The following is a 24,561-nucleotide window of genomic DNA, read 5'->3' on the forward strand; positions in this document are numbered from 1 at the left end:
CGGCCTATTCGATCGCAATGTGCGCGGCCTCGATCACGCCCTTGTAGCGCAGCGTCTCGGCGTCGATGAATTTCGCGAAATCCGCCGAGTTCTTGTACGCGGGGTCGAAACCGAAGGTCGCCAAGCGGGCCCGGATCTCCGGCAGCGCCATGATCTTGGCCGAGGACTCCTGCAACAGATCGAGGATCGGCGCGGGCAGCTTGGCCGGCGCCCACAATCCGTACCAGGAGTACAGCTCGAAGTCCTTCATGCCGGACTCGCGCAGCGTCGGCACGTCCGGCAGCAGGGGGCTGCGCTCGCGCCCCGTCACGGCCAGCGCGCGCAGCTTGCCCGCCTTGACGTAGGGCAGGGAAGACAGGAACGGGTCCATCATCGCCGAGACCTGCCCGCCGACCAGGTCCGTCAGGGCCGGCGCCGAGCCCTTGTAGAGCGCGAGCGGCATGCCCGTCAGCTGGTTCTCATGAAGAAACTGTGCGATGCCGAGGTGGCCCGCGGAGCCGTACCCGCTGGTGACGAAGTTGTACTTGTCCGGCGCCGCCCGGACCTTGGCGACCAGTTCCTGGACGGTATTCGCCGGCACCTGGGGGTTGACGCTGAAAATCAGCGCGCCCTGGGCGAGCAGGCTCACCGGGGTGAAGTCCCGGACGGCGTCGAACTTCATCTTCCGGTACAGCAGCGGGTTGATCGAATGGATCGACGCGTTGAGGTACAGGGTGTAGCCGTCGGGTGCCGCGCGGGCCACGTATTCCGCGCCGATCATGCCCGACGCGCCCGCGCGGTTCTCGATCACCACCGCCACGCCCAGCGTGTCCCTGAGCTTGTCCGCGTACAGGCGGGCCACTGAATCCACCGACCCTCCCGCCGGGTGCGGCACGACGATGGTCACGGAGCGCGCCGGATAAGCGGGCTGCGCCCAGGCGCCGGCGCAAGCCGCGCCCGCAAGACCGATGAAAGCAATGCTGTTGCCGAGAAAACGGCGGCGGATGGAAGGGCTCATGGTGTCTTTCGTATGGGTTGGGGCGTGGGGGGCTCGTCTCTTTTTGCTGCTCATCAGAAAGTGCCCGGGTAGCCGCCGCCGTCGATCATCAGGCTTTGCCCGGTGATGTAGCCGGCGTGCGCCGAGCAGATGAAGGCGCACAGCGCGCCCAGTTCCTCGGGCTGGCCGTAGCGTCCTGCGGGGTTGTTGCTGCCGCGTTCCTGCCAGAGCTGATCGAAGGACTTGCCTGCGGGATCGAGCATGCCCCGGATATGGCGGCGTTGCGCGTCGGTGGCGAACACGCCCGGCAGCAGGTTGTTGATGGTGACGTTGTGGCGCACCGTCTGGCGCGCCAGGCCCGCGACGAAACCGACCAAGCCCGAGCGGGCGCCGTTGGACAGGCCCAGCTCCGCCTGCGGCGACTTGACGCTGCGCGAGACGATGTTCACGATGCGCCCGAAGCGGCGCTCCACCATGCCGTCCACCGTGCGGCGGATCATCTCGATCGGCCCGAGCATCAGGGCGTCGAGCGCCTGCTGCCAGTCATCGCGCGTCCAGTCGCGGAAGTCGCCGGGTTGCGGGCCGTCGGCGTTGTTGATCAGCAGGTCCGGCGCCGGGCAGGCGGCCAGGGCGGCGTCGCGTCCGGCCGGGGTGCTGATGTCGGCGACCACGAAGCGGACCGGCACACGCGTCTGCGCGCTGATTTCCGCCGCCGCCTGCGCCAGCGTCTCCCGGGTGCGCGCGGCGATGGTCACGTGCACGCCTTCCATCGACAGCTGCTGCGCGCAGGACCGCCCCATGCCCCGGCTGCCGCCGAACACCAGCGCGCTCCGCCCCCCGATGGCGAGATCCATGAATCGCCGCCCCGAAGCTAAACCGACTTCAGTTCGGCCGAACTCCAGCCGTACTTCTTGTCCAGTTCCAGTTCGCGCACCACGCGCAGACCCTTGAGCAGCGGCTCGCCCTGCAAGCCCTTGAGCGGCCTGCGCGGCTCGCCCGCGGGCATGCCGACGGCGCGCAGCAAGGACTTGATGGCCACCGGGTTGATCGCCGAATACGCGTAATGCAGCATCGGCAGCATGCGCAGATAGGTTTCGCGGAAGCTGATCGACACCTCGGGCGTGGTCCACGGGCTGGAGAGGACGGCGATCTCCGCCGGGGCGATGTTGCCGGTCATGTTCGCGGTGCCGTGGCCGCCCAGGCTCATGGTCGGCACGACCAGGCCGAGGTTGGGCGAATCGCAGCACATCACGGCGGCATCCGGACGGGCGCGCAGCACCTGCGCGACCTGGCCGACCCGCGCGGTGGACTCCTTGAGCACGACGTAGTTCGGGTGCTTGAAGATGCGCAGCAGGTGCTCCCAGTGCAGGTCGGTCTTCACGCGCGGCGGGTTGTTGTACAGGCCCAGCGGCAGGTCGGTGGCGTCGGCCACCTCCAGAAAATAATCCTCGATGTCGGACTCGGCGGCGCAGATGTACGCGGGCGCGGCGAGGATCGCGCCGTCGGCGCCGTTCGCCCGGGCGAAGCGCAGGTAGCCGATGGTCGCTGCGGTGCTGTTGCCGGTGCAGCCGTAGAACAGCTGCATCCTGCCGGACTTCATCTTGGCGGTTTCGACGATGATTTGCTCGCGCTCCTGCTGCGACAGCATGGAGACCTCGCCGGTCGATCCCATGATCAGGACGGCCGAGCTGCCGTTCTCCTCCTGGAAGCGCAGCAGGCTGCGAAAGCCCTCGAAATCGACGCTGCCGTCCTGGTTGAACGGGGTGATCAAGGCCACGAAGGACCCCTGAACTTTCATCTTTGCCATGGCAGTTCCTTGAAGGGTGGATATTGTTTCGCCTGCCGCGCGCCTCAGGCGCTGCGGCGCTGCTGGTTGGAGGATTCGGCCCGCGCCAGTGCCGCAAAGCCCTGCTCCAGATCGGCGATCAGGTCGGCTGGCGCTTCCAGACCGACATGCAAGCGCAATGCCTGCCCATGGTACGGCCACTGGGTGGCGCTGCGCTCGCCGACCGGATTGAACGGAATCACCAGGCTCTCGTAGCCGCCCCAGGAAACGCCCAGGCCGAACAGTTGCAGGCTGTCCACGAAGGCCTCCAGCGCGCCCGCAGACACCGGGTTCAGGACCACCGCGAACAACCCGCAGGCGCCCCGGAAGTCGCGCTTCCACAGCGCATGGCCGGGGTCGCCGGGCAGGGCCGGGTGCAGCACCGCCTCGACTTCCGGGCGCGCTTGCAGCCACTGCGCGACTTCGACGCCGCCCTTCCAGTGCTGCTGCAAACGCACCGCCATGGTGCGCAGGCCGCGCAGCGCCAGATAGGCGTCGTCCGGCCCGGCGGTCATTCCCATGTCCTGGCTGGTGCGCTTGATCAGCGGCCAGGTCTCCTGGTTGCAGGTGAGCACGCCCAGCATGGCGTCGGAATGGCCGACGATGTATTTCGTCGCCGCCTGCACCGACACGTCCACGCCGTGCGCGAAGGGCTTGAAGAACAGCGGCGTGCCCCAGGTGTTGTCCATCACCACGCGCGCGCCATGGCGCCGCGCCACCGCCGCGATGGCGGGAACGTCCTGGACCTCGAAGGTCTCGGAACCCGGAGACTCCACGTACACCACGCGGGTGTTCGGGCGCATCAGGGCCTCGATGCCCGCGCCGATGGTCGGGTCGTAGACGCTCACATCGACGTTGAACCGCCCCAGCACGCGGGTCAGAAAGCCGCGCGTGGGCGCGTAGGCGCTGTCGGTCAGCAGCACGTGGTCGCCGGCCGCGAGCAGGGAGGTCAGGGCGGTCGCGCAGGCGCTCAGGCCCGAGGGGTACAGCAGCGCGCGGTAGCCGCCCTCGATTTCGGCGACCGCCTCTTCGAGCGCGTGGTGCGTGGGGGTGCCGAAGCGGCCGTAGGTGCTGGCGCCATGCTCATCCGCGGCGCGGCGCTTTTTCTTGTCCTCCCACGCGGCGAGGGAGGCGTGCAGGACCGTCGAGCCGCGGAACACCGGCGTATTCACCAGCCCGGCAAAGCGTTCGGAGTGCCGTCCGGCCAGCACCAGCCTGCTTTCTTCCTGCATCTGCATCATGGCCCGCTCCTTCTGATCGCACAATTCGATACGCAAAGTGTAGGGCGGAGGGGAGCAAATATTTTTTCTTTCTTGCTGCGGATCGCGCCGATAAAAGAAAAAATATTTCTGTTCCAGTGGCTATGATGGTTTCCTGTTTCCTGGCAACACGAGTTCAAGAAATGATCTTTCTCACCGGGTTTCGACGCGGAGCGCATCCGTCGCCCTGCCCCGCACACCGGACGGGGCCGCCTGAACCACCACGACCCGGGCGGTGGAGCGCATGAGCACGGACGTACAGCGCTTTCCCTCCCTGTCGCACTGGGGCGCGTTCACCGCCGTGGTGCGCGCGGGCCGCCTGCTGGCCTGCGAGCCCTTTGCCTTCGACTCGGCGCCCTCGCCGATTCTGCAAGCGATGCCCGGCATGGTGCATTCCAGCCTGCGCATTTGCCGGCCGGCGGTCCGCAAGGGCTGGCTGCAGCAGCGGCAGGCCAGCGACCGCAGCGCGCGCGGCAGCGAGGCCTTTGTCGAAGTGGCATGGGACACGGCCCTCGAACTGGTGGCCGAGGAACTCGCCCGGGTGCGCGGCGAGTACGGCAACACGGCCCTCTTTGGCGGCTCCTACGGCTGGTCCTCCGCTGGCCGCCTGCACCATGCGCGCACGCTCACGCACCGCTTCCTGAATGCCGGCGGCGGTTGCGTCCACCAGGCCGGCAACTACAGCTGGGGGGCGGCGCAATTCCTGCTGCCGCACGTGATCGGCACCCATGCGCCCGTGACCGGGCGGGTCACCGACTGGAACAACGTGGTGGCGCACACGGGCCTGTTCATCGCCTTCGGCGGCCTGCCGCTGCGCAATACCCAGATCACCTCGGGCGGCGCAGGCGAGCACTCGGCGGCGGACTGGTTGGCGCGCGCCGCGGCGGTGGGCGTGGAATTCGTCGTCGTCAGCCCCACGCGCTCCGATGTCCCGGCCGGCACCGGGGCCCGGTGGATACCGATACGCCCGAATACCGACACCGCCCTGATGCTCGCCATGGTGCACACGCTGATCGTCGGCGGACTGCACGCGCGCGATTTTCTCCAGACCCATTGCGTCGGGTTCGGGCCATTTTCCGCGTACCTGCTCGGGGAAACCGACGGCGTAGCCAAGGACGCGCAATGGGCGCAGGGCATCTGCGGCGTGCCCGCCGCCGAAATCCGCGCACTCGCGCTGCGCGCCGCCGGCAAGCGCACGCTGCTCAGCTGCGCATGGTCGCTGCAACGCGCGCACCACGGCGAGCAGCCCTACTGGGCGAGCATCGCGCTGGCGGCGGCGCTGGGGCAGATCGGCCTTCCGGGCGGCGGCTTCGCCTTCGGTCACGGTTCCATGAACGGGGTGGGCAATCCGCGCCCCGACGTTCCCGGTCCGGAGATGTCGGCGGGGCGCAACCCCACCGGTCGCGCGATACCGGTTGCGCGGCTCGCCGACATGCTGCTGCACCCGGGCGAACCGTTTGAATTCAACGGGCGCACGGAGGTCTATCCCGACATCCGGATGGTCTATTGGGCCGGCGGCAACCCCTTCCACCACCACCAAGACCTGAACCGCCTGGTGCAGGCCTGGCAAAAGCCGCAAACCATCGTCGTGCACGAGAGCTGGTGGACGCCCACCGCACGCCGTGCCGACATCGTGCTGCCCGCCACCACCACCCTGGAGCGCAACGACATCGGCGGCTCGTCGCGCGACCGCTTCGTGCTGGCCATGCACCAGGCCCTGGCCCCGCACGCGCAAAGCCGCAACGATTTCGACATCTATCGGGAGCTGTCCGCGATCGCCGGGCACGAGCTGGCCTTCACCGAGGGGCGCGACGAAGGCCAGTGGCTGCGCCACATCTACGCCAGCATGCGGCAAAGCTGGCGCAAGGCGGGAATCGACGCGCCCGGCTTCGACGCCTTCTGGGAAGCCGGCCACTGGGAACTGCCCAGGCCGGATCGCGATTTCGTGCTGTTCGAAGCGTTCCGCCGCGACCCGCGCGTGTTTGCGCTGAAGACTCCATCGGGAAAAATAGAAATCTGCTCCCAACGGATTGCCGGGTTCGGTTACGCGGACTGCCCGCCCCACCCGACGTGGATGGCGCCGGTGGAATGGCTCGGCGCCGAGGCCGCGCAGCGCTTTCCATTGCACCTGGTGAGCTCGCAGCCGGCGGACAAACTGCATTCGCAGATGGACGCGGGCACGGTGTCGAGGGCCGCCAAAATCAAGGGCCGTGAACGGGTCCTGATCGCGCCCGCCGACGCGGCCCGCCGCGCGATCGCCAGCGGCGATCTCGTCAAGGTATTCAACCGGCGCGGCGCCTGCATCGCGGCCGCCGTGGTCGATCCGGACACCATGCAGGGCGTGGCGATCATGTCCACCGGCGCCTGGTTCGACCCGGCGGGCCCGGCGCTCGAGCGCCACGGGAATCCGAACGTACTCACCATCGACATCGGCACCTCGCGCCTCGCGCAAGCACCCAGCGCGCTGTCGGCGCTCGTGGAGATCGAAAAATGGCAGGGCGCAGCACCGGCAGTGCGCGCCTTCGAGGTGCCGGAAATATCCGGCGCGCCGCCGTCGCCGCCAACCCGGCCAGCGTAGACCGGGCCGAACAACACGGCGCCGGGACAGGGCGCGCAGGCTCTCGCACGCATATGGACAAGAAAGACAAAGACATTCTGGCCATCCTTCAGGAAGACGCGACGCAGCCCGTGAACGCCGTGGCCGAGCGCGTGAACCTGTCGATGACGGCCTGCTGGAAGCGTATCCAGCGCCTGACCGACGAGGGCGTGATCCGCAAACAGGTCTGCCTGCTCGACCCCCGCAAGCTGGGCCTGGGCATCGTCGTCTTCGTCTCGATCAAGACCAGCCACCACGACGCGCAATGGCTGCAAAAATTCTCCAAGGGCGTGCAGGAGATCCCCGAGGTCGTCGAGTTCTACCGGATGAGCGGCGATATCGATTACCTGCTCAAGGTTCTTGTGTCCGATATCTCCGGCTACGACCTGGTGTACAAAAAACTCATCCGTATCGCCGAGTTGTTCGACGTCAGTTCGAGCTTTGCCATGGAAGAACTGAAATGCACCACCGCCGTTCCGCTGGACAAGGCGTAGGCGCATGCCGCAATCGCCCATGCCCGCGGTTGCCGGACGATCCGATGGATAGGCACATGTCTTACCGTTTACCGGCTATGAAATTGAAATCCGCCCCATACGATGCATCGCATGTCGGGTCGTCCCTCCTTCGCATGCATCGCATACCCGCGTGGTGGCAGGGGCTTGGCACGGCTTGAGCGCCGGGCATCCCCTGCGCCATGCCAACGGGCGCGGTTCCCGAACCAGCGGACGCTGCGCAACCGGCCTTGCCAGGCCGCAGGCGACTCGCAGGGGTGCAGGGTCATCAATGGGCGCCTGAAAGCGGCGTCGGCGAATGCACCACGGCAGACAGGCCATCGCTTGGCGCCAGAGGCAGGCATACGGGGGTGCGGGCACCCCGCCCCCATGAAGTAACGCCAATCACCGGCCATGTCCCCAGGGATACGCGCCCAAACCCCCGCCACCACCCACCCCACCATCCAGGCACCATGCGCGTCGATGTGAGCACCAGATTGGCCGACTCCAGCCTCCGGGCGGACGAGACCACGAACACCGGGGACGCCCGGCGCCCCCCCATGCTGGCCACCGTCAACCCGATCACGATCGGCGACGACAAACTGAGCATGGGTGAGAGCACCACCGTCACCATCCGCTTCGCCGAAGCCATCGCTGCCAACAGCTTCAGCATCGAAGATCTGGCCGTGGGCGGTTACGCGAAGCTGTCCAAGCTGCAAAGCACCGACGACGGCATCACCTGGACGGTCACGCTGACGGCTCCGGGGTGGGATGATTTGCGCGGCGACTCCTCCCGGTTCAACTCAACGGGCAACCAGATCAGCATCAACCTCGCCGGCGTGACCAACCTCGCAGGCAAAGCCGGTGTGGGCCAGGCCGTCTCCACGGTCACCTACGACATCGACGTCTGGGCGCCCGGCGTCAGCATCACGCTGGGCGACAGCGCCCTCACCGCGAGCGAAACCACCACCGTCACCTTCAGCTTCGTCGAGCCCGTCACCGACTTTGAAGAATCCGACATCAATCTGTTAAAGGCCCACGGCACGCTGGGTCCGCTGACCGCCCTCGCAGATGGCAGGACCTGGACCGCCACCTTCACGCCCACAGCGAATATCAACGCTGCCGTCAACGAAATCCGCGTCAACTTGCGCGGCGTGACGGACTTGGCGGGCAACAAGCCGAGCGCCGAATCCGTCAGCAGCAACTACACCATTGACACCCGGCCCGGCAGCACAGACCAGACAACCGACCTGAGCGCACGCGTCACGCTGACCGCTGACCGCCTTACGACGGGAGAAAAGGCGACCGTCATCATTGCCTTCAACAAACCCGTCACCGGCTTCACGATTGATGACGTGGACCGGACCCAGGCCAACGGCACGCTCAGCGACCCCATACTCAGCGCCGACGGCAGAACCTGGACGGCCACCTTCACGCCCACGGACAACGTCATCGACGAGAGCAACACCATCCGCGTGAACCTCGCGGGCGTGACCTACGTCACCGGCACCACCAGCACCGCCGGTACCGGCAGCGCCACCAGCGACAACTTCATCGTGAACACCGCGCCACCTGCCGCCACGATCACGCTGGCCGATACCGCGCTCACAGCGGGCGAAACAACGACCGTCACCTTTACCTTCAACCAGGTGGTCCTCGGCTTCACGATCGATGACATCGTGCTTGACCCCAACACCAGCGCGCTCGGCCCGTTCACGACCGTCAACAACAAAACCTGGACCGCCACCCTCACCCCCAAGGGCGACGTCAGCGACGCGAGCAACACCATCCGCGTGAACCTCGCGGGCGTGGCCAACATGGCAGGCCGCTCCAGTACCGGCAGCGCCACCAGCGACAACTACACGGTCAACACCGTGCGGCCCACCGCCACCATCATGCTGGCCGATACGGCCCTCGCTGCGGGCGAAACAACGACCGTCACCATCGCCTTCAGCGAGACCGTCAACGGCTTCACGCGCGAGGACATTGCGCTCCCCGACCCTGCCATCGGCACGCTCGGCGCGCTCACGACCAGCGACAACGGAAAAACCTGGACAGCCCCCTTCACGCCCGCGGCCAACGCCAACGACGCGAGCAACACCATCAGCGTGAACCTCGCGGGCGTGACCAACGCCATAGGCAACGCCGGTACTGGCACCGCCAGCAGCGACAACTTCATCGTGGACAGCACGCCCCCGCAGCTGATCACCACCGACGCCGCGCGCCCCAGGGTCAACGGCGATCAACTGGTGCTCAGCTACACCGACATGGGCCCGTTGGACGCGGACCCGGCGCGCAAGCCGGCCACCGAGGCCTTTGCGGTGCTTGTGCATAACGTCGCCAATGCCGTCACCCACGTCGCCGTCGATGCCCGGGCGAAGACCGTCACGCTCACGCTGACCACGGCGCTCACCTACCACGACCAGTCGGTGAGCGTCGCCTACAAGGATCCCACGACCGACAACGACACCAAGGCGATACAGGACGCCGCAGGCAACGACGCAGCCAGCTTTGGCGCCACGGAGGTGCTCAACGACACGCCGGCACGCACGCGCGCGCCCAGCTCCGAAGAACCGAATGCGGACCGCGACGGTGTGCCCGACGCGCAGGAAAATCAGGCCATCGGCCCCGCGGGGGCGGCCCCCGGCGACGGCAACGCGGACGACATCCAGGACAGCGCGCAGGCCGCAGTCAGCTCCTTCGGCGCCACGACCAGCAGCCGTTCCGGCACCTCGGTGACCCTGGTCGCCGACAGCCAGGACGGCAAGGTCCACCCTGGCAGCGACACCCGCATCACCAGCCTGGAGCAAGAGGCGGCCCCCGCCCGGACGCCCCAGGCGCTGGAGACGCCGATCGCGCTGACGAGTTTCCAGGCCGCGCTGGAGACCGCCGCTGGCAGCAGCGAGACCTTCAGCCTGTACGTGGACCCGGAGATCGGCGCCAACGGCTACTGGCTGCAAGACAGCACCGGCACCTGGGTGAACCTGGCGAGCAGCCCTTACGGCGGCAAGACGGCGCTGGAAGGCGGGCGGCTGCGGCTGGACTTCTCGATCACCGATGGCGGGCCGTTCGACGCCGACGGCCAGGCCGACGGCAGCATCACCGCGCCCGGCGCCGCAGCGCAGATGCCGCTGTCCATCGTGGGGCAGGCGTCGGACGTGGCGCACGACGGGTTCTGGTTCTGACTCGTGGAACTCTTTGCGGGGCGGCACACGGGGTGTCCTGCCCCGAAAATATCGGCACACGAAGCCGATGCCTTTTGCGCCATGGCGGCGTTGCCAATCCACGTGCTTGCCGTCGCGTAGATATCCGCGCGTGGCCACGTCCGGCCAGCCAAGCAAAAATACGCGCAGAGCATGCATGCCCAAATCAGATTGGCGCATCTGATTTTTGTATTGGACGCAAGCTCTGATCACGCCAAGGATATGCTCTGCCAAAACTTGCGGCAGCGTGCGTCAACCAAGACACGCGGGCAGTGGAACGCAGATTCTCCCCGCTGCCAACTTGACCGGGCCTTGAGCAGTTTCAGAGAACCGCATGCAAACCTATTGCAATTTCATCGGCAATCGTTTTGTTGGGAACACCGATGGCGAGGTCATCATCGTCCGCAACCCGGCCACCGGGGAGCCGGTCGCGCAGGCCGCGTGCGCCAGCCCGCAGGTCGCGGTGGATGCCGTCAACATGGCCGCCAAGGCACAGCAAGCGTGGCGCAACCTGAGCGCGGTCGAAAGAGGCGCTCATCTGCAGAAACTGGCGGACGCCCTGATCGCGCAGGCACCGAGCATAGGCGCGGCATTGGCGCTGGAATCCGGCAAGAGCCTGCAGGACGCCGTCAACGAAACGCGGTACGCCGCGGAGATCACGCGCTACCACGCCGAATGGGCCCGGCGCATCGAGGGTGAAATCATCCCCGGCGACAACCCCGAAGAAAACCTGTTGCTGCACCGCGCGCCGATCGGCGTGGTGGCGTGCCTGATCCCGTTCAATTTTCCGGTCTACACCTTGCTGCGCAAAATCGCGCCGGCGCTCATTACCGGAAATACCGTGGTGGTCCGTCCCAGCAATCACACACCGTGCTCGGCGTTCGAGATTGCGCAGGCGATAGGGATTGCCGGTCTCCCGGCCGGTGTCGTGAACATTCTGGCGATGAGCCATGCCACGGCAGCCATGCTGTGCACGCAGGCGCCAGTCGGCATGATTACCCTGACAGGCAGCGTCAACGCCGGCCGCCAGGTGCTCGAATACGCCAAGGCGAACATCGCCAAAATCTCGCTGGAACTGGGCGGAAAGACCCCGGCCATCGTCGCGTCCGACGCCAATCTGGAGCAGGCTGCCCGGGAAATCGCCGCATCCGGAACGACCCACTGCGGGCAGCTATGTACCGCCGTCGAGCGGGTCTACGCCGAGCGCAGCGTCCACGCGCCGCTGCTGGCTTTGCTGAAAAAGGAGTTGGCGGCGTACCAGCCAGGCAATCGTGCCATGCACCCCGAATGCATGGGGCCACTGATCAGCGATGCAGCGCGCCACCGTGTCCACGGCATGGTCGAGCGCGCAGTCGCGGCTGGTGCCACGCTGGAACTCGGCGGCGTGCTGCCACCGGGGCCGGGTTATTTTTATCCGCCGACCTTGCTGAGCAACTGCCGTCAGGACGCTGAAATCGTCCAGGAGGAAGTCTTCGGGCCGGTGTTGTGCATGCTGCCATGCGACGGCATGGAGCACGCGCTGGAGATGGCCAACGACCATCAGTTCGGTCTGTCCTCGGTGCTGTACACGGAGAATTACCGCACAGCGATGCGCTTTGCCAACCGGATCGAGGCCGGGGAACTGTACGTGAACCGCACGCCGGCGGACCCGTATCAGGGCTACCACGCGGGCTGGAAACGCTCCGGTCTGGGTGGAGACGACGGCAAGCATGGCATGCTGGAATTTACCCAGACACGTCTGGTGGTCATGAAGTACTGAATGGAGGTGCCAAGCCAAGGGTGCAACAAAGGCAGCAACCGCAATACCAACGATGCCGACGCATAACAAAAGGACGAGACAATGCTTGATGACACCCTGCCACAGGCGCGCGGAATGCCCACGCCCCCGCGGAATCTGGCGCGCTATTTTCAGTTTTTCTTGTTGCTGCTGGCTGCGGGGGCGATTTATCCGCTGCTGTACCTGCGCCAGAATTTCGAAGCCAGCGTGCTCGCCGCTTTTCGCATCACTGCCGCGGATCTCGGTCGCTGTTACACCATGCTGGGCATCGTTTATGCCGTGACCTATCTGCCCAGCGGCTGGCTCGCCGATCGATTTTCGCCACGCATACTGACCAGCTTCTCGCTGGTGCTGGTAGGGGTCTTGGGTTTTTGGTTCGCCACGTATCCGGGCCATGTCGCGCTGCAATGGATTTTCATCGGCTGGGGACTGGCGGCAGGGCTGACGTTCTGGGCCTCGCTGATCAAGGGCGTGAAACTGCTGGCAGAGGCCTCGGAACAAGGGCGTTTCTTTGGCATCCTGGATGGTGGGCGTGGCCTGATCGAGGCCATGCTGGCGACGGTGGCAGTGGCCTTGTTCGCCGCAGCGGGCGGCGACGATGCACCGCCGCAGGAAGCGTTGCAGCCGGTGATCTGCATGTATTCCTTCACCTGCCTGGGGATTGCGCTGCTGATCTTCATTTTCGTCGAACAGGAAACACAAGCGCAGCCTGCCGTGGCAGCGGCTGCCGGTGCGCGGAAAGTCAGCAGCCAGCTATGGCAGGACTTGAAAGTCCTGGCCGCGATTCCGCGCCTGTGGGGGGTGGCGTTGGTCATTTTTTGCGGCTACCAATTGTTCTGGGCCACGTATTCTTTTTCCGCCTATCTGCAAGAGGGCTACGGAATCAGCGCGCTTGCCGCCGGCGTCATCACGGTCATCAAGCTGTGGATGCGTCCCATCGGCGGCATCGGCGCCGGTTTTCTGGGCGACCGCTACGGCAATGAAGGAATGCTGTTCTGGAGCATGCTGCTGGCCTCGATCGGGCTGATCGCGCTGGCGCTGTTCCCGGTCGGCGGCGGCATGTATTTCATGCTGTTGATCGTGATGCTGATAGGCGTCATGACCTACGCCGTGCGGGGTCTGTACTGGGCGATTTTGGACACCTGCCAAGTGCCCAGGCAAATCACCGGTTTGGCCATCGGCATCGTCTCGGTGATCGCCTATTCGCCGGACATCTTCCTGCCCATGATCAACAGCGCGATTGCCCGTCACTACCCCGGCGCACCCGGCTACAAACTGTATTTTGCCTATATCGCGGCGAGCGGCCTGCTTGGCACGGCAGTCGCGTTCCATTTCAAGTATTCAGCCAAGAGGGACAAGGTGCAGCCATGAAAGTCGTTTCGATGAAATCCTACGCCGTCGCCGTGCCGCCACCATACTTTGGTGGCATGTACTGGATCTTCGTGCGCTTGAAGACCGATTGCGGCATTGAGGGGGTGGGCGAAGTCTACGCATCCACTTTCCATCCCAAGGTGATTTTGCCGGCCATCGACGATGTCTTTGAGCGGTATCTGCTGAATCATGATCCGCACCACATCGAGCGCTTCTTCCGCGCAGCGTATTCCAGCGGTTTCACCCAGCGGCCCGATCTCACCATGATGGGAATCGCCAGCGGCCTGGAAATGGCATGCTGGGACATCATCGGCAAGGCCGCGGGCAAGCCGGTGTACGAACTGATCGGCGGCCGCGTGCACGAGCGCCTGCGTTCCTATACCTACCTTTATCCGAAAAACGCCAAAGGCGAATACGACTACGATGACGTCGATCTGGCGGTGGAATGTGCAATGGATCTGATGAAGCAGGGGTTCACCGCGGTCAAATTCGATCCAGCCGGTCCGTACAGCGTGTACTCAGGCCACCATCTGTCGCTGGAAGTGATCGATAAATCAGAAGAGTTTTGCAAAAAAATCCGTTCTGCCGTCGGCAACAAATGCGATTTGCTGTTCGGTACGCACGGCCAGATGACACCGGCGTCGGCGGTGCGGCTGGCGCATCGTCTGGAAAAATACGACCCGCTGTGGTTCGAAGAACCGGTGCCGCCAGGACAGGCCGACGCCATGGCGATCGTCGCCGGCAAGACCAGCATCCCGGTCGCGGCGGGTGAGCGCCTGAGCACCAAATACGAGTTTTTCGATCTGCTCAACCGCGGGGCCGCCTCCATTTTGCAAATGAATCTGGGCCGCGTGGGCGGTATCCTGGAAGCCAAGAAAATCGCCGGCATGGCCGAGGCTTTCTACGCCCAGATTGCACCGCATCTGTACAACGGCCCGGTCGGTGCTGCCGCCAGCATTCAGCTGGCGACGGCGACGCCCAATTTCCTGATCCAGGAAAGCATTCTGACCTGGCAGGGTTTCCACGCCGAGCTTCTGAAAAAGCCCATCCAGTGGGAAGATGGTTTCATCATCCCGTCACGCGAGCCGGGCCTTGGCATCGAACTGAACATGGACGTGGTGGAAGCCCATTCGCCCTATACCGGCACCAAGCTGCATATCTCGATGGACCCCGAGCCCTTCGATGTCAAGCGCCCGTCCAACGACAATTGGAAGAAGCGCTGGCGCAATGAGAAAGCACAGTGAATTTCGATTTCATCATCATCGGTGCCGGTTCGGCCGGCTGCATTCTTGCCCACCGCCTGAGCGAATCGGGCAGGCACAGCGTGCTATTGCTCGAAGCCGGCGGTCAGGATACCTCATGGTGGCTCAGGTTGCCGATCGGTTTCGTCAAGACGTACTACGACCCGCGTTATAACTGGATGTACTACAGCGAGCCGGAAGCGAAAATATTCTGGCGCCGGCTGTATGCGCCGCGTGGCAAGGTGATCGGCGGTTCCGGCGCGATCAACGCGATGGTTTATGTGCGCGGCCAGCCCTGCGATTTCGACGACTGGGAGGCTGCCGGAAATCCCGGCTGGGCCTATCGCGACGTGTTGCCGTATTTCAAGAAGCTGGAAAGCCATCCGTTGGGTGAAACGCCACTGCGTGGCGGCCGTGGCCCGATCGGCATCACGCAGATGAAACAGGCCGCGCATCCGATTTGCCATGATTATCTGCAAGCCTGCGCGCAGGCCGGCTACCCGCTCACCGACGATTTCAACGGCGAGCACTTCGAAGGCGCTGGCATCTACGAAGCCAATATCCGCAGCGGCATGCGCGATTCCAGCGCTGTCGCCTATCTGCACCCGGCCCTGGGGCGCGGCAACCTGCAGGTCGAGACCGACGCTGTGGCCGAACAGATTTTGTTTGACGGCAACCGGGGTGCCAGCGGCGTGGTGGTGCGTCAGCGCGGCCAGTTGCGTACATTTCGTGCCCGCCGGGAGGTCCTCCTTGCTGCGGGCGCGGTGGATTCACCGAAATTGCTGCAATTGTCCGGCGTCGGCGACAGCGCATTGCTGGCGCGCCATGGCATTGCCTTGCGCCACCATTTGCCCGCAGTCGGTTGCAACTTGCAAGACCATCTGTGCGCTTCGTTCCATTTTCGCGCCAAGCGCAAGACGCTGAATGATGAACTGGGTTCGTGGTATGGGCAGATCAAAGCCTGCATGCAATACCTGTTCAAGCGCTGCGGACCGCTGGCGCTCAGCGTCAACCAGGCGGGCGGGTTTTTCAAAGGCAGCCCGCAGGAGCGCAACCCCAACATCCAGCTGTATTTCAATCCGCTGTCCTATACGATCCCGGAAAATCCCAAGACCCGTCTGAAACCGGATCCGTATTCCGGATTTCTGCTGTGCTTCAATGCCTGCCGTCCCAGCAGCCGCGGCAGCATTGAGATTGCTTCGGCCGATGCCGCCGTGCCGGCAGCGATACGCCCGAATTATCTGAGCACGCAAAAGGATCGCGATGAAGCGGTGCAGGGCGCGCGTCTGGTTCGTGAGTTGGTCCAGACGCCGGCTTTGTGCGCTCTGATTGCCGAAGAAGTCAGTCCGGCCAGCAGCGTGACCGACGCCGCCAGCATGTTGCAGTTCTTTCGTGAACGAGCCGGCTCGATCTATCACTTGTGCGGCTCCTGCGCGATGGGACCGGACCCGGAGACGGCCGTGGTGAGCGCGGCGCTGAAGGTGCATGGCGTGCGGGGCCTGCGGGTCGTCGATGCGTCGGTGTTTCCGAACATCACGTCCGGCAACATCAATGCCGCCACCATGATGGTGGCGGAGAAAGGGGCAGCAATCATCCTGGACGAGCATGGCTGACCGTGGCTGCCGTGGGCGGGGGTAGCAGGGCGTGAATCGGTGATACTCGCCCCATGCCGACACCCCCCGACACTTATCGGGCAGGCGGTCGTTCGGGTTCAGGACAAGGAAAATCCATGGCCGGTTTGACAGCGGGCGCGCCCACGCCGCAGGCCCTCACGGTGCACGAGAAATCGCGGGTGCTCGAAGCGGTGTTCTCCGACGGCGCCCGGTTTCGCATCCCCTTCGAGCTGATGCGCGTGTATTCGCCATCGGCCGAGGTGCAGGGCCATGGGCCGGGCCAGGAAGTGCTGCAGACCGGCAAGCGCGAGGTAGGCCTGCTGGGGCTCGAGCCGGTGGGCAACTACGCCGTCAAGCCGATCTTCTCCGACGGCCACGAAAGCGGCATCTTCACCTGGGACTATCTCTATGAACTGGGCCAGCAGCAGGATGCGCTGTGGGCCAAGTACACGCAGCGGCTGGCCGCCGCTGGCGTGGACCGCGATGCGCCGATGCTGCGCGCCGCAGCAGGGGCCCATGGCTGCGGCAGCCGCCCCGATGCGCCCGATCCGGATTAGGAGCCTGCACCTGCGCCGAGGCGGCCGTCGGTTTCCTCGGCGCTGCTCCCTTGGCGACAGCTGTTGCAGCTACCAAACTTGTAGCGAAACAGGCTCCGCGCTATAGTGGTTCCGGCGGATTGGTGGAACCGCAAAGCAGTCCTGCTACGAACTTTGATCCACCATTTGCGCAAGGAGGTGCGTCCATGCGTGCCAAAGAAAATGCCGCCATCAACCAGCTTTTCGAAAAACTCGAATGCCGTTATGCGCTGCGCGTGCTGTGGGCCCTGAAGGACGGCCACCCTCAGACCTTTCGTCTGCTGCAAGACAGCGTGGGCGGAATCACCCCGAATACGCTGAATACCCGCATCAAGGAATTGCGCGAAGCAGGCTTCGTCGATCATGGCAGCGAGGGCTACGTCGTCACCCCCTCGGGGGCCGATCTGCTCCGGCGCCTGAGCGACGTTCCGGCCTTCGCCTCCCGCTGGACCACCGGCCGGATGAAGACCGTTTGAAAGCCCGGTGAATCGTTTGACCCGCTGCCAACCCCTGCCCATGGGCCTCGTTTTCATCACGGGCGCGTCCAGCGGAATTGGCCAGGCACTGGCCCTGCGCTTCCACCGGGCGGGCTACCGTCTGGCCCTGGTGGCACGCCGCAGTGCCGAGCTCAGCGCGTGGGCGGACGCAGAGAAAATAAGCGCCGACCGCTGCGAAATCTATGCGGCAGACGTCACGCGCATCGAGAGCATCGTCGCCGCCGGACAGGAATGCATCGCGCGCCAGGGCCTGCCCGATGTGGTCATCGCGAACGCCGGCATCAGCGTCGGCATGGATAGCGCCGTGCGCGGCGATATCGACGTGATGGCGCGCACCTTTGCCACGAATACCGTCGGCATGGCCGCCACGTTCCAGCCGTTTGTCGCCGCCATGGTCCAGCGGGGCAGCGGCACGCTGGTCGGCATTGGCAGCGTGGCCGCAATCCGGGGTCTGCCCGGGCATGGGGCGTACTGCGCGAGCAAGGCGGCGGTCGTCAGCTACTGCGAAAGCCTGCGCGGCGAACTGCGGGCGCACGGGGTGCGCGTGGTCACTCTGTTGCCAGGCTATGTGGATACCCCGCTCACACGCCGGAACCGCTACCGCATGCCCTTTTTGCTGCCTGTGGGTGATTTTGCGGAGCGCGCGTTCGATGCCATCGGCGCGGGTGCGAGCTACCGGGTCATCCCCTGGCAGATGGCCGTGGTGGCGAAGCTGCTGCGCGGGATGCCGAATGTGCTGTTCGACAAACTGTTCGCGGGCCGCCCGCGCAAGCAACGCCACGGCGAGCAGTAGCCGCTGCGTCTGCGCTGGGTGTGTGGGGGTTTGCGCGCCCCTGGGAGGAAGCGCGCGGGGTCGGCGGGAGAGCGGTTTTCAGTAGCCGCTGTTGTTGCGGCCGCCGCCTCCGCCACCACCTCCGCCGCGGGGGCCCGAGCCGTAGGGGCTGCGGAAACCGCCCTCGCCGCGGCCACCACCACCCCCGTAGCCGCCGCCACCGCCTTCGCGGCCGCCGCCACCATCACGACCGCCACCGTAGCCACCACCGCCACTGCGACCGCCGCCGTAGTTGCCACCACCGCCGCCGCCCCCCCCTCCACCACCACCCCCGTAGCCACCGCTGCGGGGTGGACGGGGCTCCATGGGACGGGCTTCATTGACGACGATGCTGCGGCCGCCCAGAGGCTGGCCGTTCATGCCGGTGATCGCGGCCTGGGCCTCTGCGTCGCTGCCCATTTCCACGAAGCCAAAGCCCTTGGATCGACCCGTGTCGCGCTCCATCATGACCTTGGCGCTGGTCACGGCGCCGAATTGGCCAAAAGCCTGTTCCAAATCGCCGTCACGCACCGAGTACGGCAGGTTGCCGACGTACAGTTTGTTGCCCATCGAGGGACTCCTCAAAAACACGTGGAAAAAGCATCTAAGCGATGGAGTCCCGAAAACGCAGCCAGCTAATCTCAATGACGCTCTCAGCGTGAAACTGACGGATCACCGCAAACTTGGGGTGCGGGGCAGGCCCGCCGCCCATTATGGGCCATACTTTTGCGGAAAAAGCAAGCCGCGATACATGCTGTGGCAGCCCCCTGGGCGTCGGCAGACCCCGGGGATTGCTGCCAAGGTTTTTCAATAGCTGCTGCGGCCACCGCCGTAACCACCACCGCCGCCACCGCCACCGCCCCCATAGCCGCCGCTGCGGGGAGCGCGGGGCTCCATGGGGCGCGCTTCGTTGACCACGAGGTCACGGCCGCCAAAGCTTTGGCCATGCACGCCGCGGATTGCGGCCTGCGCCTCGGCATCGCTGCCCATTTCGACAAAGCCGAAGCCCTTGGAGCGGCCGGTGTCGCGCTCCATCATGACCTTGGCGCTACCGACCGAGCCGTACTGGCTGAAGGTCTGTTGCAAGTCTTCGTCGCGGAAAGAGTAGGGCAGATTGCCCACGTAGAGTTTGTTGCCCATGAAGGACTCCTGAAAAAAACATGAAAACGCGATGGAGCCCGACGCAATCAACAAACCTGTGACGACTTCAAAGACGCGAAACCGACCATTCACCGCTGAGCCAAGTCTCCGTGCCCAAGCACGAAAACTCGGCAATTATCGATCACTTCGTGCAAGCCGTGGCATTTTATTTCTGCTGCGCACGCCAAAAGCAGGAATTGCGTGGTTTTGCAGTGCTTTTCCGGGTAAGTGGGGTAGACTGCGCGGGTCTTTGGGGAGTAGCCCGCCCGGCACCGTGTGGCAAGGCCATGCGCCGGGGGCATGCGTCAACACACTTGGGCCGTTCCGGCCCATGGCGCATGCGGTTTTCGAGCTGGGCGAGACCATTGACTGCACGCCGATCCACAGTGCCGGAGTCGGGGTGCAGTCAATGCGTCATCCATCCATCCGGCCGGATAGGACCCCTCCCCATGGAAGCCTTTTTCATTTCCACGGCCATCGTCGCGCTTGCCGAGATGGGCGACAAGACGCAATGGCTGGCGCTCGTTCTTGCCGCGCGTTTTCGCAGGCCCTGGCCCATCGTGCTCGGCATTTTGGCCGCCACACTGGCCAACCATGGCTTGGCTGCGGCCGTGGGGGCCTGGGTCACCGCCTTCGTGGGCCCGCAGATGCTGCGCTGGATTCTGGGCGCATCGTTCCTTGCCATGGCGGCGTGGATGCTGATCCCCGACAAACCCGACGCGGACAAGGCCGGAGGAACTCCGCGCTGGGGGGTGTTTGGCACCACCGTCGTGGCGTTCTTCCTGGCGGAGATGGGCGACAAGACGCAACTCGCCACGCTCATGCTGGCCGCGCGCTACGACGCCACCCTTTGGGTGGTGGCGGGCAGCACGCTGGGCATGGTGCTGGCAAACGCCCCGGTGGTCTGGTTCGGCGAGCGCATCACCCGCAGGCTGCCGATCCGCGTGGTGCATCTGGTTTGCGCCGTGATTTTTCTGCTGCTGGGGCTGCTGGCGATGTTTGCGCCTGCGCCGTGATGGGCGCGGCGGGCGCTTTTGGTATATTTGCCGCACGCGCCGATTTGCCACCGCTTGCGGGCGCTCTATAAATCCTGCTAAAGACCCGACCGACATCTCCGCCCGGCCTCGTTCTTAGCGACGCCGGGTTTTTTTATGCCGCTCATTGCCACGCCCCAGACCATGCATTTTCCGGACGCGTTGCCGCTGCAAAGCGGCGCGGTGATCCGCGACTACCAACTGGCGTTCGAGACCTACGGCCGGCTCGACGCCGTCCGCTCGAATGCCGTGCTCGTATGCCATGCGCTCAACGCATCGCATCACGTGGCGGGCGTCTACGCCGGGCAGGACAGGAGCGAGGGCTGGTGGGACAACATGATCGGCCCCGGCAAGCCGGTGGACACCGAGCGCTTCTTCGTCATCTGCGTGAACAACCTGGGCTCCTGCTTTGGCTCCACCGGGCCCATGCACCGGCACCCCGACACGGGCGCGGTCTACGGCGCGGACTTTCCCGTGGTCACGGTGGAGGACTGGGTGGACGCGCAGGCCCGGCTGCTGGACCGGCTGGGCATCGGGCAACTGGCCGCCGTGCTCGGGGGCAGCCTGGGCGGCATGCAGGCGCTGTCCTGGACGCTGCAATACCCCGAGCGCGTGCGCCATGCGGTGGTGGTCGCCAGCGCGCCCAATCTCACGGCCGAGAACATTGCCTTCAACGAAGTGGCCCGCCGCGCCATCGTGACCGACCCGGACTTCCACGGCGGCCATTTCTACCGCCACGGCGTGATTCCGAAGCGCGGGCTGCGCATCGCACGCATGATCGGTCACATCACGTACCTCAGCGACGACGTGATGAACGAGAAGTTCGGCCGCCAGCTGCGCGCGGGACTGGCGCTCAAATACAGCACGCAGGACGTCGAGTTTCAGATCGAGAGCTATTTGCGCTACCAGGGCGACAAGTTCAGCGACTACTTCGACGCCAACACCTACCTGCTGATCACGCGGGCGCTGGATTACTTCGATCCGGCCCGCGCGCACGACGGTAGCCTGGCCCGCGCGCTGGCGCGGGCCAGCGCGCGCTTTCTGCTGGTGAGCTTCAGCACCGACTGGCGCTTTGCGCCCCGGCGCAGCCGCGAAATCGTCAGGGCGTTGCTCGACAACTGCCGCAGCGTGAGCTACGCGGAGATCGACGCGCCCCACGGGCACGACGCCTTCCTGCTCGACGACGCCCGCTACATGGGGGTGATGCGCTCTTATTTCGATGGCATTGCAAAGGAGCTGCCATGACCGGCAAAGCCACCATGGAAGCGCTGGCGCGTCTGGTGCCGCAGGGCGCGCGCGTGCTCGACCTGGGCTGCGGCGACGGCGCCATGCTCGACTACCTGCAGCGTGCACGCGGCTGCAGCGGCTACGGCGTGGAGATTGCCGACGCGAACGTGCTTGCCTGCGTGCGGCGGGGCGTGGACGTGATCCAGCTCAACCTGGACGAAGGACTGGCCCTGTTCGACGACGACTCGTTCGACGTGGTCCTGCAGATCGATACGCTGCAGCACCTGCGCAACGCCGAGACCATGCTGCGCGAGACCGCGCGCGTGGGCCGCACGGGCGTCGTCGCCTTCCCCAATTTTGCGCACTGGCCAAACCGCATGTCCGTGCTGCGCGGGCGCATGCCCGTGACCCGCCGCCTGCCCTACCAGTGGTACGACACGCCCAACATCCGCGTGGGCACGTACAAGGACTTCGAGGTGCTGGCCACCAAGAACAGCCTGCGCATCCTGGAGTCGTTCGGCCTGCAGGATGGGCGCACTGTGCGCTGGCTACCCAATGCCCGCGCGGGCACGGCGGTGTTCCACTTCGAGCGGGCCTGAAGGAGTCAGCTGCCCTTGGGTGTCGTCTGGAGCATCTTCATGGCCGAGCCAAGCAGCGCCGCCACCTCGGTCATATTGCTCGGCACGATGAGGGTGGTCGTGGCGTCCGACGCCACCTGGCTGTAGGCCTCGATGGCTTTTTCGGCGACCTTGAGCTGGACCGCCTGCTCTCCGCCGGGCTGGCGGATGGCGCCGGCCACCCGCTCGATCGCCTGCGCCGTGGCTTCGGCAACGGCCTTGATGGACTCGGCCTCGCCCTGCGCCTTGTTGATGACCGCCTGCTTCTCGCCCTCCGAGCGCGCAATGAAGGCCTCGCGCTCCCCCGTGGCGATGTTGATCTGCTCCTGGCGGCGGCCCTCGGAGGCTGCAATCAGCGCGCGCTTCTCGCGCTCTGCGGTGATCTGCTGCTGCATGGCGTGCAGGATTTCCTTCGGCGGCGTCAGGTCCTTGATTTCGTAGCGCAGCACTTTCACGCCCCAGTTCAGCGCCGCCTCGTCGATGGCCTGCACCACCTGGGCGTTGATGATGTCGCGCTCTTCAAAGGTCTTGTCCAGTTCCAGCTTGCCGATGACCGAGCGCAGCGAGGTTTGCGCCAGCTGCGTCACGGCCACGATGTAGTTCGACGAACCGTAGCTCGCGCGCATCGGGTCCGTGACCTGGAAGTACAGGATGCCGTCCACCTGCAACTGGGTGTTGTCGCGGGTGATGCAGACCTGGCTGGGCACATCGAGCGGGATTTCCTTGAGGCTGTGCTTGTACGCCACCTTGTCGATGAAGGGCAGCAGAAAGCTCAGCCCCGGCGTGAGGGTGCCTGCGTATTTGCCCAGGCGCTCCCTGACCCAGGCGTTTTGCTGGGGAACGACCTGGACGGAACGCGCGATGAAGATCACGGCAATGATCAGGAGGATGATGGCAAGGATTTCCATGAAAAAACTTTCTTTGCTGGCAAACAGGGGAACGGGGAACTCGGGGGGCGGTTGGCGGTTGGCGTGCCGCTTCCCTTACAGCGGATCGACCAGCAGGCGGCTTCCCACCAGTTCCACGACGCGGTGCCGTCCGGTGCAGGGTGTGGCATCGGGGCGGTGGATGGCGGTCCATTGGGCGCCCCGGTACTTCACGGTGGCCGTGCCGTCGGTGCCCCAGCGCTCGATCAGGACGGTCTCGCCGACATCCAGGCTCACACTGTGCTCAGAAGGAGCACGGGGATCTCCAGGGCGTTTTTTCTTCAGCTGGTAGCAGGCGAGCAGCGCCGCGCTGGAGACGATGGCGGCCGCTGCCGTTTGCAGTGCCGCGGACAGGCCCAGATGCGCCGCAACGGCAGCGGCAACCGACCCCAGGGCCAGCATGAGCAGATAGAACGTTCCGGTGAGCAGCTCCGCCACGACCACGGTCCCCGCTATAAGCCACCAGATGGTGGAATCCGCCATGTTGGAATTCCTTTGTGTGCATGTTTTCAGGATCCCCATCCCGGGCGCTCCGGGGCAGGGGAGCCGCAGTTTACTCTGCGCCAACTTGTCGGGTCGTCGAGGCGGGGCAGCCCGCGTGCCCGGGTTTGCAGGTTCTCACCCTGCCCGTGCGCGCCACGACGATGCGCCGTGTCTCCTCCCGCACGCGGGCAGGGGGTACGTCGGTGCGTGCAATCGACAGGCTCAGGGCCACGGGCGCCCCGCCCAGGTTCGTGGAGTAGCCGGAGCTGTCGAATTTGACGTAGGGGGAGGCGCCTGCGGCAGTGTTGTTCCCGGTGACGTTGAAATGGCTCTTCACCGCTCCCTGGACCTGCACCGTGATGTCCGCGGCGTGCGTGTACACACTGTCCCGGTTGGCGTCCACATAAACGACCCAGCCGCTGTTCCAGCCCGTGCCGCGCGGCCGGACAAAGGCATTCTTGCCGGTTTTCAACGCCTCCCACCGGGCCGCGTTGATCGAGGCCAGGAGCGTGTTCGTGAGCGCGCTGAGCTCGGAGTTGCGCTGATACTGCACAAGGCTGGGCGCCGCCAAGCCCATCAGCACCGCTGCCAGCGCGACGCTGAGCAGCAGCTCGATGAGTGTCCAGCCGCGATCAATGCGCTGGCCGGCGTGCCCCATGGCCAGCAAAGTCCGGGTCCTGTGCCCGCCTGCGTCGAGCATGTCGATGTGCCAAGCCTTGAGTCGGTCTGCGGAAAAGATTTCGCATGGCAAGGCCCTTGGCTGTCGCGGCTGCGCATGCGGTGCTCCTGTGGCAGCAACAATTGCGCCACGTCAGCCCTCCGGGGCCCCAACCGCTGGTTGCGCGCACGGTGATCCGGGTTCAAGCCTTGCGAAACCGGGTCGGGTAGACAAGCCAGGA

General features: G+C 65.3%; 22 protein-coding genes and 1 riboswitch. Of the genes, 13 read left to right on the forward strand and 9 right to left on the reverse strand.

What is annotated here, in order from left to right:
* Nucleotides 1–4: 4 nt before the first annotated feature.
* The 4 genes from D5041_RS05605 to metC are packed head-to-tail and all read right to left on the reverse strand — an operon-like array spanning nucleotide 5 to nucleotide 4,033.
* Nucleotides 5–997 carry a Bug family tripartite tricarboxylate transporter substrate binding protein gene (locus tag D5041_RS05605; protein WP_265258045.1) on the reverse strand — a complete coding sequence of 331 codons (993 nt, stop codon included), beginning with the start codon at nucleotides 995–997 and terminating at the stop codon, nucleotides 5–7.
* A 53-nt stretch (nucleotides 998–1,050) separates the two neighbouring features.
* Nucleotides 1,051–1,830, reverse strand: coding sequence for an SDR family oxidoreductase (locus D5041_RS05610; protein WP_265284062.1), 780 nt, complete (start codon nucleotides 1,828–1,830; stop codon nucleotides 1,051–1,053).
* 17 nt (nucleotides 1,831–1,847) lie between these two features.
* Nucleotides 1,848–2,783: a 4-hydroxy-tetrahydrodipicolinate synthase family protein gene (locus D5041_RS05615; protein ID WP_265284063.1), complete on the reverse strand. Its 936-nt coding sequence runs from the start codon at nucleotides 2,781–2,783 to the stop codon at nucleotides 1,848–1,850.
* Nucleotides 2,784–2,827: 44 nt separating this feature from the next.
* Complete coding sequence (metC, locus tag D5041_RS05620; protein WP_201766131.1) at nucleotides 2,828–4,033, reverse strand: cystathionine beta-lyase; 1,206 nt, start codon at nucleotides 4,031–4,033, stop codon at nucleotides 2,828–2,830.
* Between the two features lie 271 nt (nucleotides 4,034–4,304).
* Between metC and D5041_RS05625 the strand changes: the two genes are divergently transcribed.
* The 10 genes from D5041_RS05625 to D5041_RS05670 all read left to right on the forward strand — a co-directional run bounded on the left by D5041_RS05625 (nucleotide 4,305) and on the right by D5041_RS05670 (nucleotide 18,217).
* Nucleotides 4,305–6,638 carry a molybdopterin guanine dinucleotide-containing S/N-oxide reductase gene (locus D5041_RS05625; protein WP_265284064.1) on the forward strand — a complete coding sequence of 778 codons (2,334 nt, stop codon included), beginning with the start codon at nucleotides 4,305–4,307 and terminating at the stop codon, nucleotides 6,636–6,638.
* Nucleotides 6,639–6,691: 53 nt separating this feature from the next.
* On the forward strand, nucleotides 6,692–7,150 hold the full coding sequence (locus tag D5041_RS05630) for an Lrp/AsnC family transcriptional regulator (protein WP_010104456.1): 459 nt from the start codon (nucleotides 6,692–6,694) through the stop codon (nucleotides 7,148–7,150).
* 470 nt (nucleotides 7,151–7,620) lie between these two features.
* Nucleotides 7,621–10,332 carry an Ig-like domain-containing protein gene (locus tag D5041_RS05635; RefSeq protein WP_265284065.1) on the forward strand — a complete coding sequence of 904 codons (2,712 nt, stop codon included), beginning with the start codon at nucleotides 7,621–7,623 and terminating at the stop codon, nucleotides 10,330–10,332.
* Between the two features lie 352 nt (nucleotides 10,333–10,684).
* Nucleotides 10,685–12,109: an aldehyde dehydrogenase family protein gene (locus tag D5041_RS05640; protein ID WP_265284066.1), complete on the forward strand. Its 1,425-nt coding sequence runs from the start codon at nucleotides 10,685–10,687 to the stop codon at nucleotides 12,107–12,109.
* Between the two features lie 162 nt (nucleotides 12,110–12,271).
* Nucleotides 12,272–13,498, forward strand: coding sequence for an MFS transporter (locus tag D5041_RS05645; RefSeq protein ID WP_265284068.1), 1,227 nt, complete (start codon nucleotides 12,272–12,274; stop codon nucleotides 13,496–13,498).
* Complete coding sequence (locus D5041_RS05650; protein WP_265284069.1) at nucleotides 13,495–14,742, forward strand: mandelate racemase/muconate lactonizing enzyme family protein; 1,248 nt, start codon at nucleotides 13,495–13,497, stop codon at nucleotides 14,740–14,742. The genes D5041_RS05645 and D5041_RS05650 overlap by 4 nt, the downstream gene beginning before the upstream one ends.
* Nucleotides 14,739–16,352: a GMC family oxidoreductase gene (locus tag D5041_RS05655; RefSeq protein ID WP_265284070.1), complete on the forward strand. Its 1,614-nt coding sequence runs from the start codon at nucleotides 14,739–14,741 to the stop codon at nucleotides 16,350–16,352. Before D5041_RS05650 ends, D5041_RS05655 begins: the two co-directional genes overlap by 4 nt.
* Nucleotides 16,353–16,468: 116 nt before the next feature.
* A complete protein-coding gene (locus D5041_RS05660; RefSeq protein ID WP_265284071.1) occupies nucleotides 16,469–16,909 on the forward strand; it encodes a gamma-butyrobetaine hydroxylase family protein in 441 nt (146 codons plus the stop codon).
* 185 nt (nucleotides 16,910–17,094) lie between these two features.
* Nucleotides 17,095–17,403, forward strand: coding sequence for a winged helix-turn-helix transcriptional regulator (locus tag D5041_RS05665; RefSeq protein ID WP_010104465.1), 309 nt, complete (start codon nucleotides 17,095–17,097; stop codon nucleotides 17,401–17,403).
* A 40-nt stretch (nucleotides 17,404–17,443) separates the two neighbouring features.
* A complete protein-coding gene (locus D5041_RS05670) occupies nucleotides 17,444–18,217 on the forward strand; it encodes an SDR family oxidoreductase (RefSeq protein WP_010104467.1) in 774 nt (257 codons plus the stop codon).
* Nucleotides 18,218–18,295: 78 nt separating this feature from the next.
* Here D5041_RS05670 and rbp (D5041_RS05675) read toward each other — a convergent pair whose 3' ends face one another.
* Both rbp (D5041_RS05675) and rbp (D5041_RS05680) read right to left on the reverse strand, forming a co-directional pair.
* Nucleotides 18,296–18,805 (reverse strand): RNA-binding regulator, encoded by a 510-nt coding sequence (gene rbp, locus D5041_RS05675; RefSeq protein WP_265284073.1) that lies wholly within the window; start codon nucleotides 18,803–18,805, stop codon nucleotides 18,296–18,298.
* 237 nt (nucleotides 18,806–19,042) lie between these two features.
* Nucleotides 19,043–19,375 carry an RNA-binding regulator gene (gene rbp, locus D5041_RS05680; RefSeq protein WP_029554332.1) on the reverse strand — a complete coding sequence of 111 codons (333 nt, stop codon included), beginning with the start codon at nucleotides 19,373–19,375 and terminating at the stop codon, nucleotides 19,043–19,045.
* A gap of 237 nt (nucleotides 19,376–19,612) precedes the next feature.
* A riboswitch (yybP-ykoY riboswitch) is annotated at nucleotides 19,613–19,818 on the forward strand.
* A 6-nt stretch (nucleotides 19,819–19,824) separates the two neighbouring features.
* On the opposite strand from rbp (D5041_RS05680), the gene D5041_RS05685 reads away from it, so the two are divergent.
* The 3 genes from D5041_RS05685 to metW all read left to right on the forward strand — a co-directional run bounded on the left by D5041_RS05685 (nucleotide 19,825) and on the right by metW (nucleotide 22,235).
* The gene (locus D5041_RS05685) at nucleotides 19,825–20,391 is read left to right on the forward strand and encodes a TMEM165/GDT1 family protein (protein ID WP_265282528.1); all 567 of its coding nucleotides are present in this window, start codon (nucleotides 19,825–19,827) and stop codon (nucleotides 20,389–20,391) included.
* A 135-nt stretch (nucleotides 20,392–20,526) separates the two neighbouring features.
* Entirely contained in the window at nucleotides 20,527–21,654 is a 1,128-nt protein-coding gene (metX, locus tag D5041_RS05690) for a homoserine O-succinyltransferase MetX (protein ID WP_029554333.1), read from the forward strand.
* Entirely contained in the window at nucleotides 21,651–22,235 is a 585-nt protein-coding gene (gene metW, locus D5041_RS05695) for a methionine biosynthesis protein MetW (protein WP_010104476.1), read from the forward strand. The genes metX and metW overlap by 4 nt, the downstream gene beginning before the upstream one ends.
* A 5-nt stretch (nucleotides 22,236–22,240) precedes the next feature.
* On the opposite strand, the gene D5041_RS05700 is transcribed toward metW, so the two are convergent.
* The 3 genes from D5041_RS05700 to D5041_RS05710 all read right to left on the reverse strand — a co-directional run bounded on the left by D5041_RS05700 (nucleotide 22,241) and on the right by D5041_RS05710 (nucleotide 24,413).
* Nucleotides 22,241–23,161, reverse strand: a complete 921-nt coding sequence (locus tag D5041_RS05700; RefSeq protein WP_010104478.1) for an SPFH domain-containing protein — start codon at nucleotides 23,159–23,161, stop codon at nucleotides 22,241–22,243.
* A 75-nt stretch (nucleotides 23,162–23,236) separates the two neighbouring features.
* Nucleotides 23,237–23,662: an NfeD family protein gene (locus D5041_RS05705; protein WP_265258034.1), complete on the reverse strand. Its 426-nt coding sequence runs from the start codon at nucleotides 23,660–23,662 to the stop codon at nucleotides 23,237–23,239.
* A gap of 70 nt (nucleotides 23,663–23,732) precedes the next feature.
* Nucleotides 23,733–24,413: a GspH/FimT family pseudopilin gene (locus D5041_RS05710; RefSeq protein ID WP_265282529.1), complete on the reverse strand. Its 681-nt coding sequence runs from the start codon at nucleotides 24,411–24,413 to the stop codon at nucleotides 23,733–23,735.
* Between the last annotated feature and the right edge of the window lie 148 nt (nucleotides 24,414–24,561).

It is taken from the genome of Verminephrobacter aporrectodeae subsp. tuberculatae (genome assembly GCF_026127385.1).
Lineage (GTDB): Bacteria > Pseudomonadota > Gammaproteobacteria > Burkholderiales > Burkholderiaceae_C > Acidovorax > Acidovorax aporrectodeae.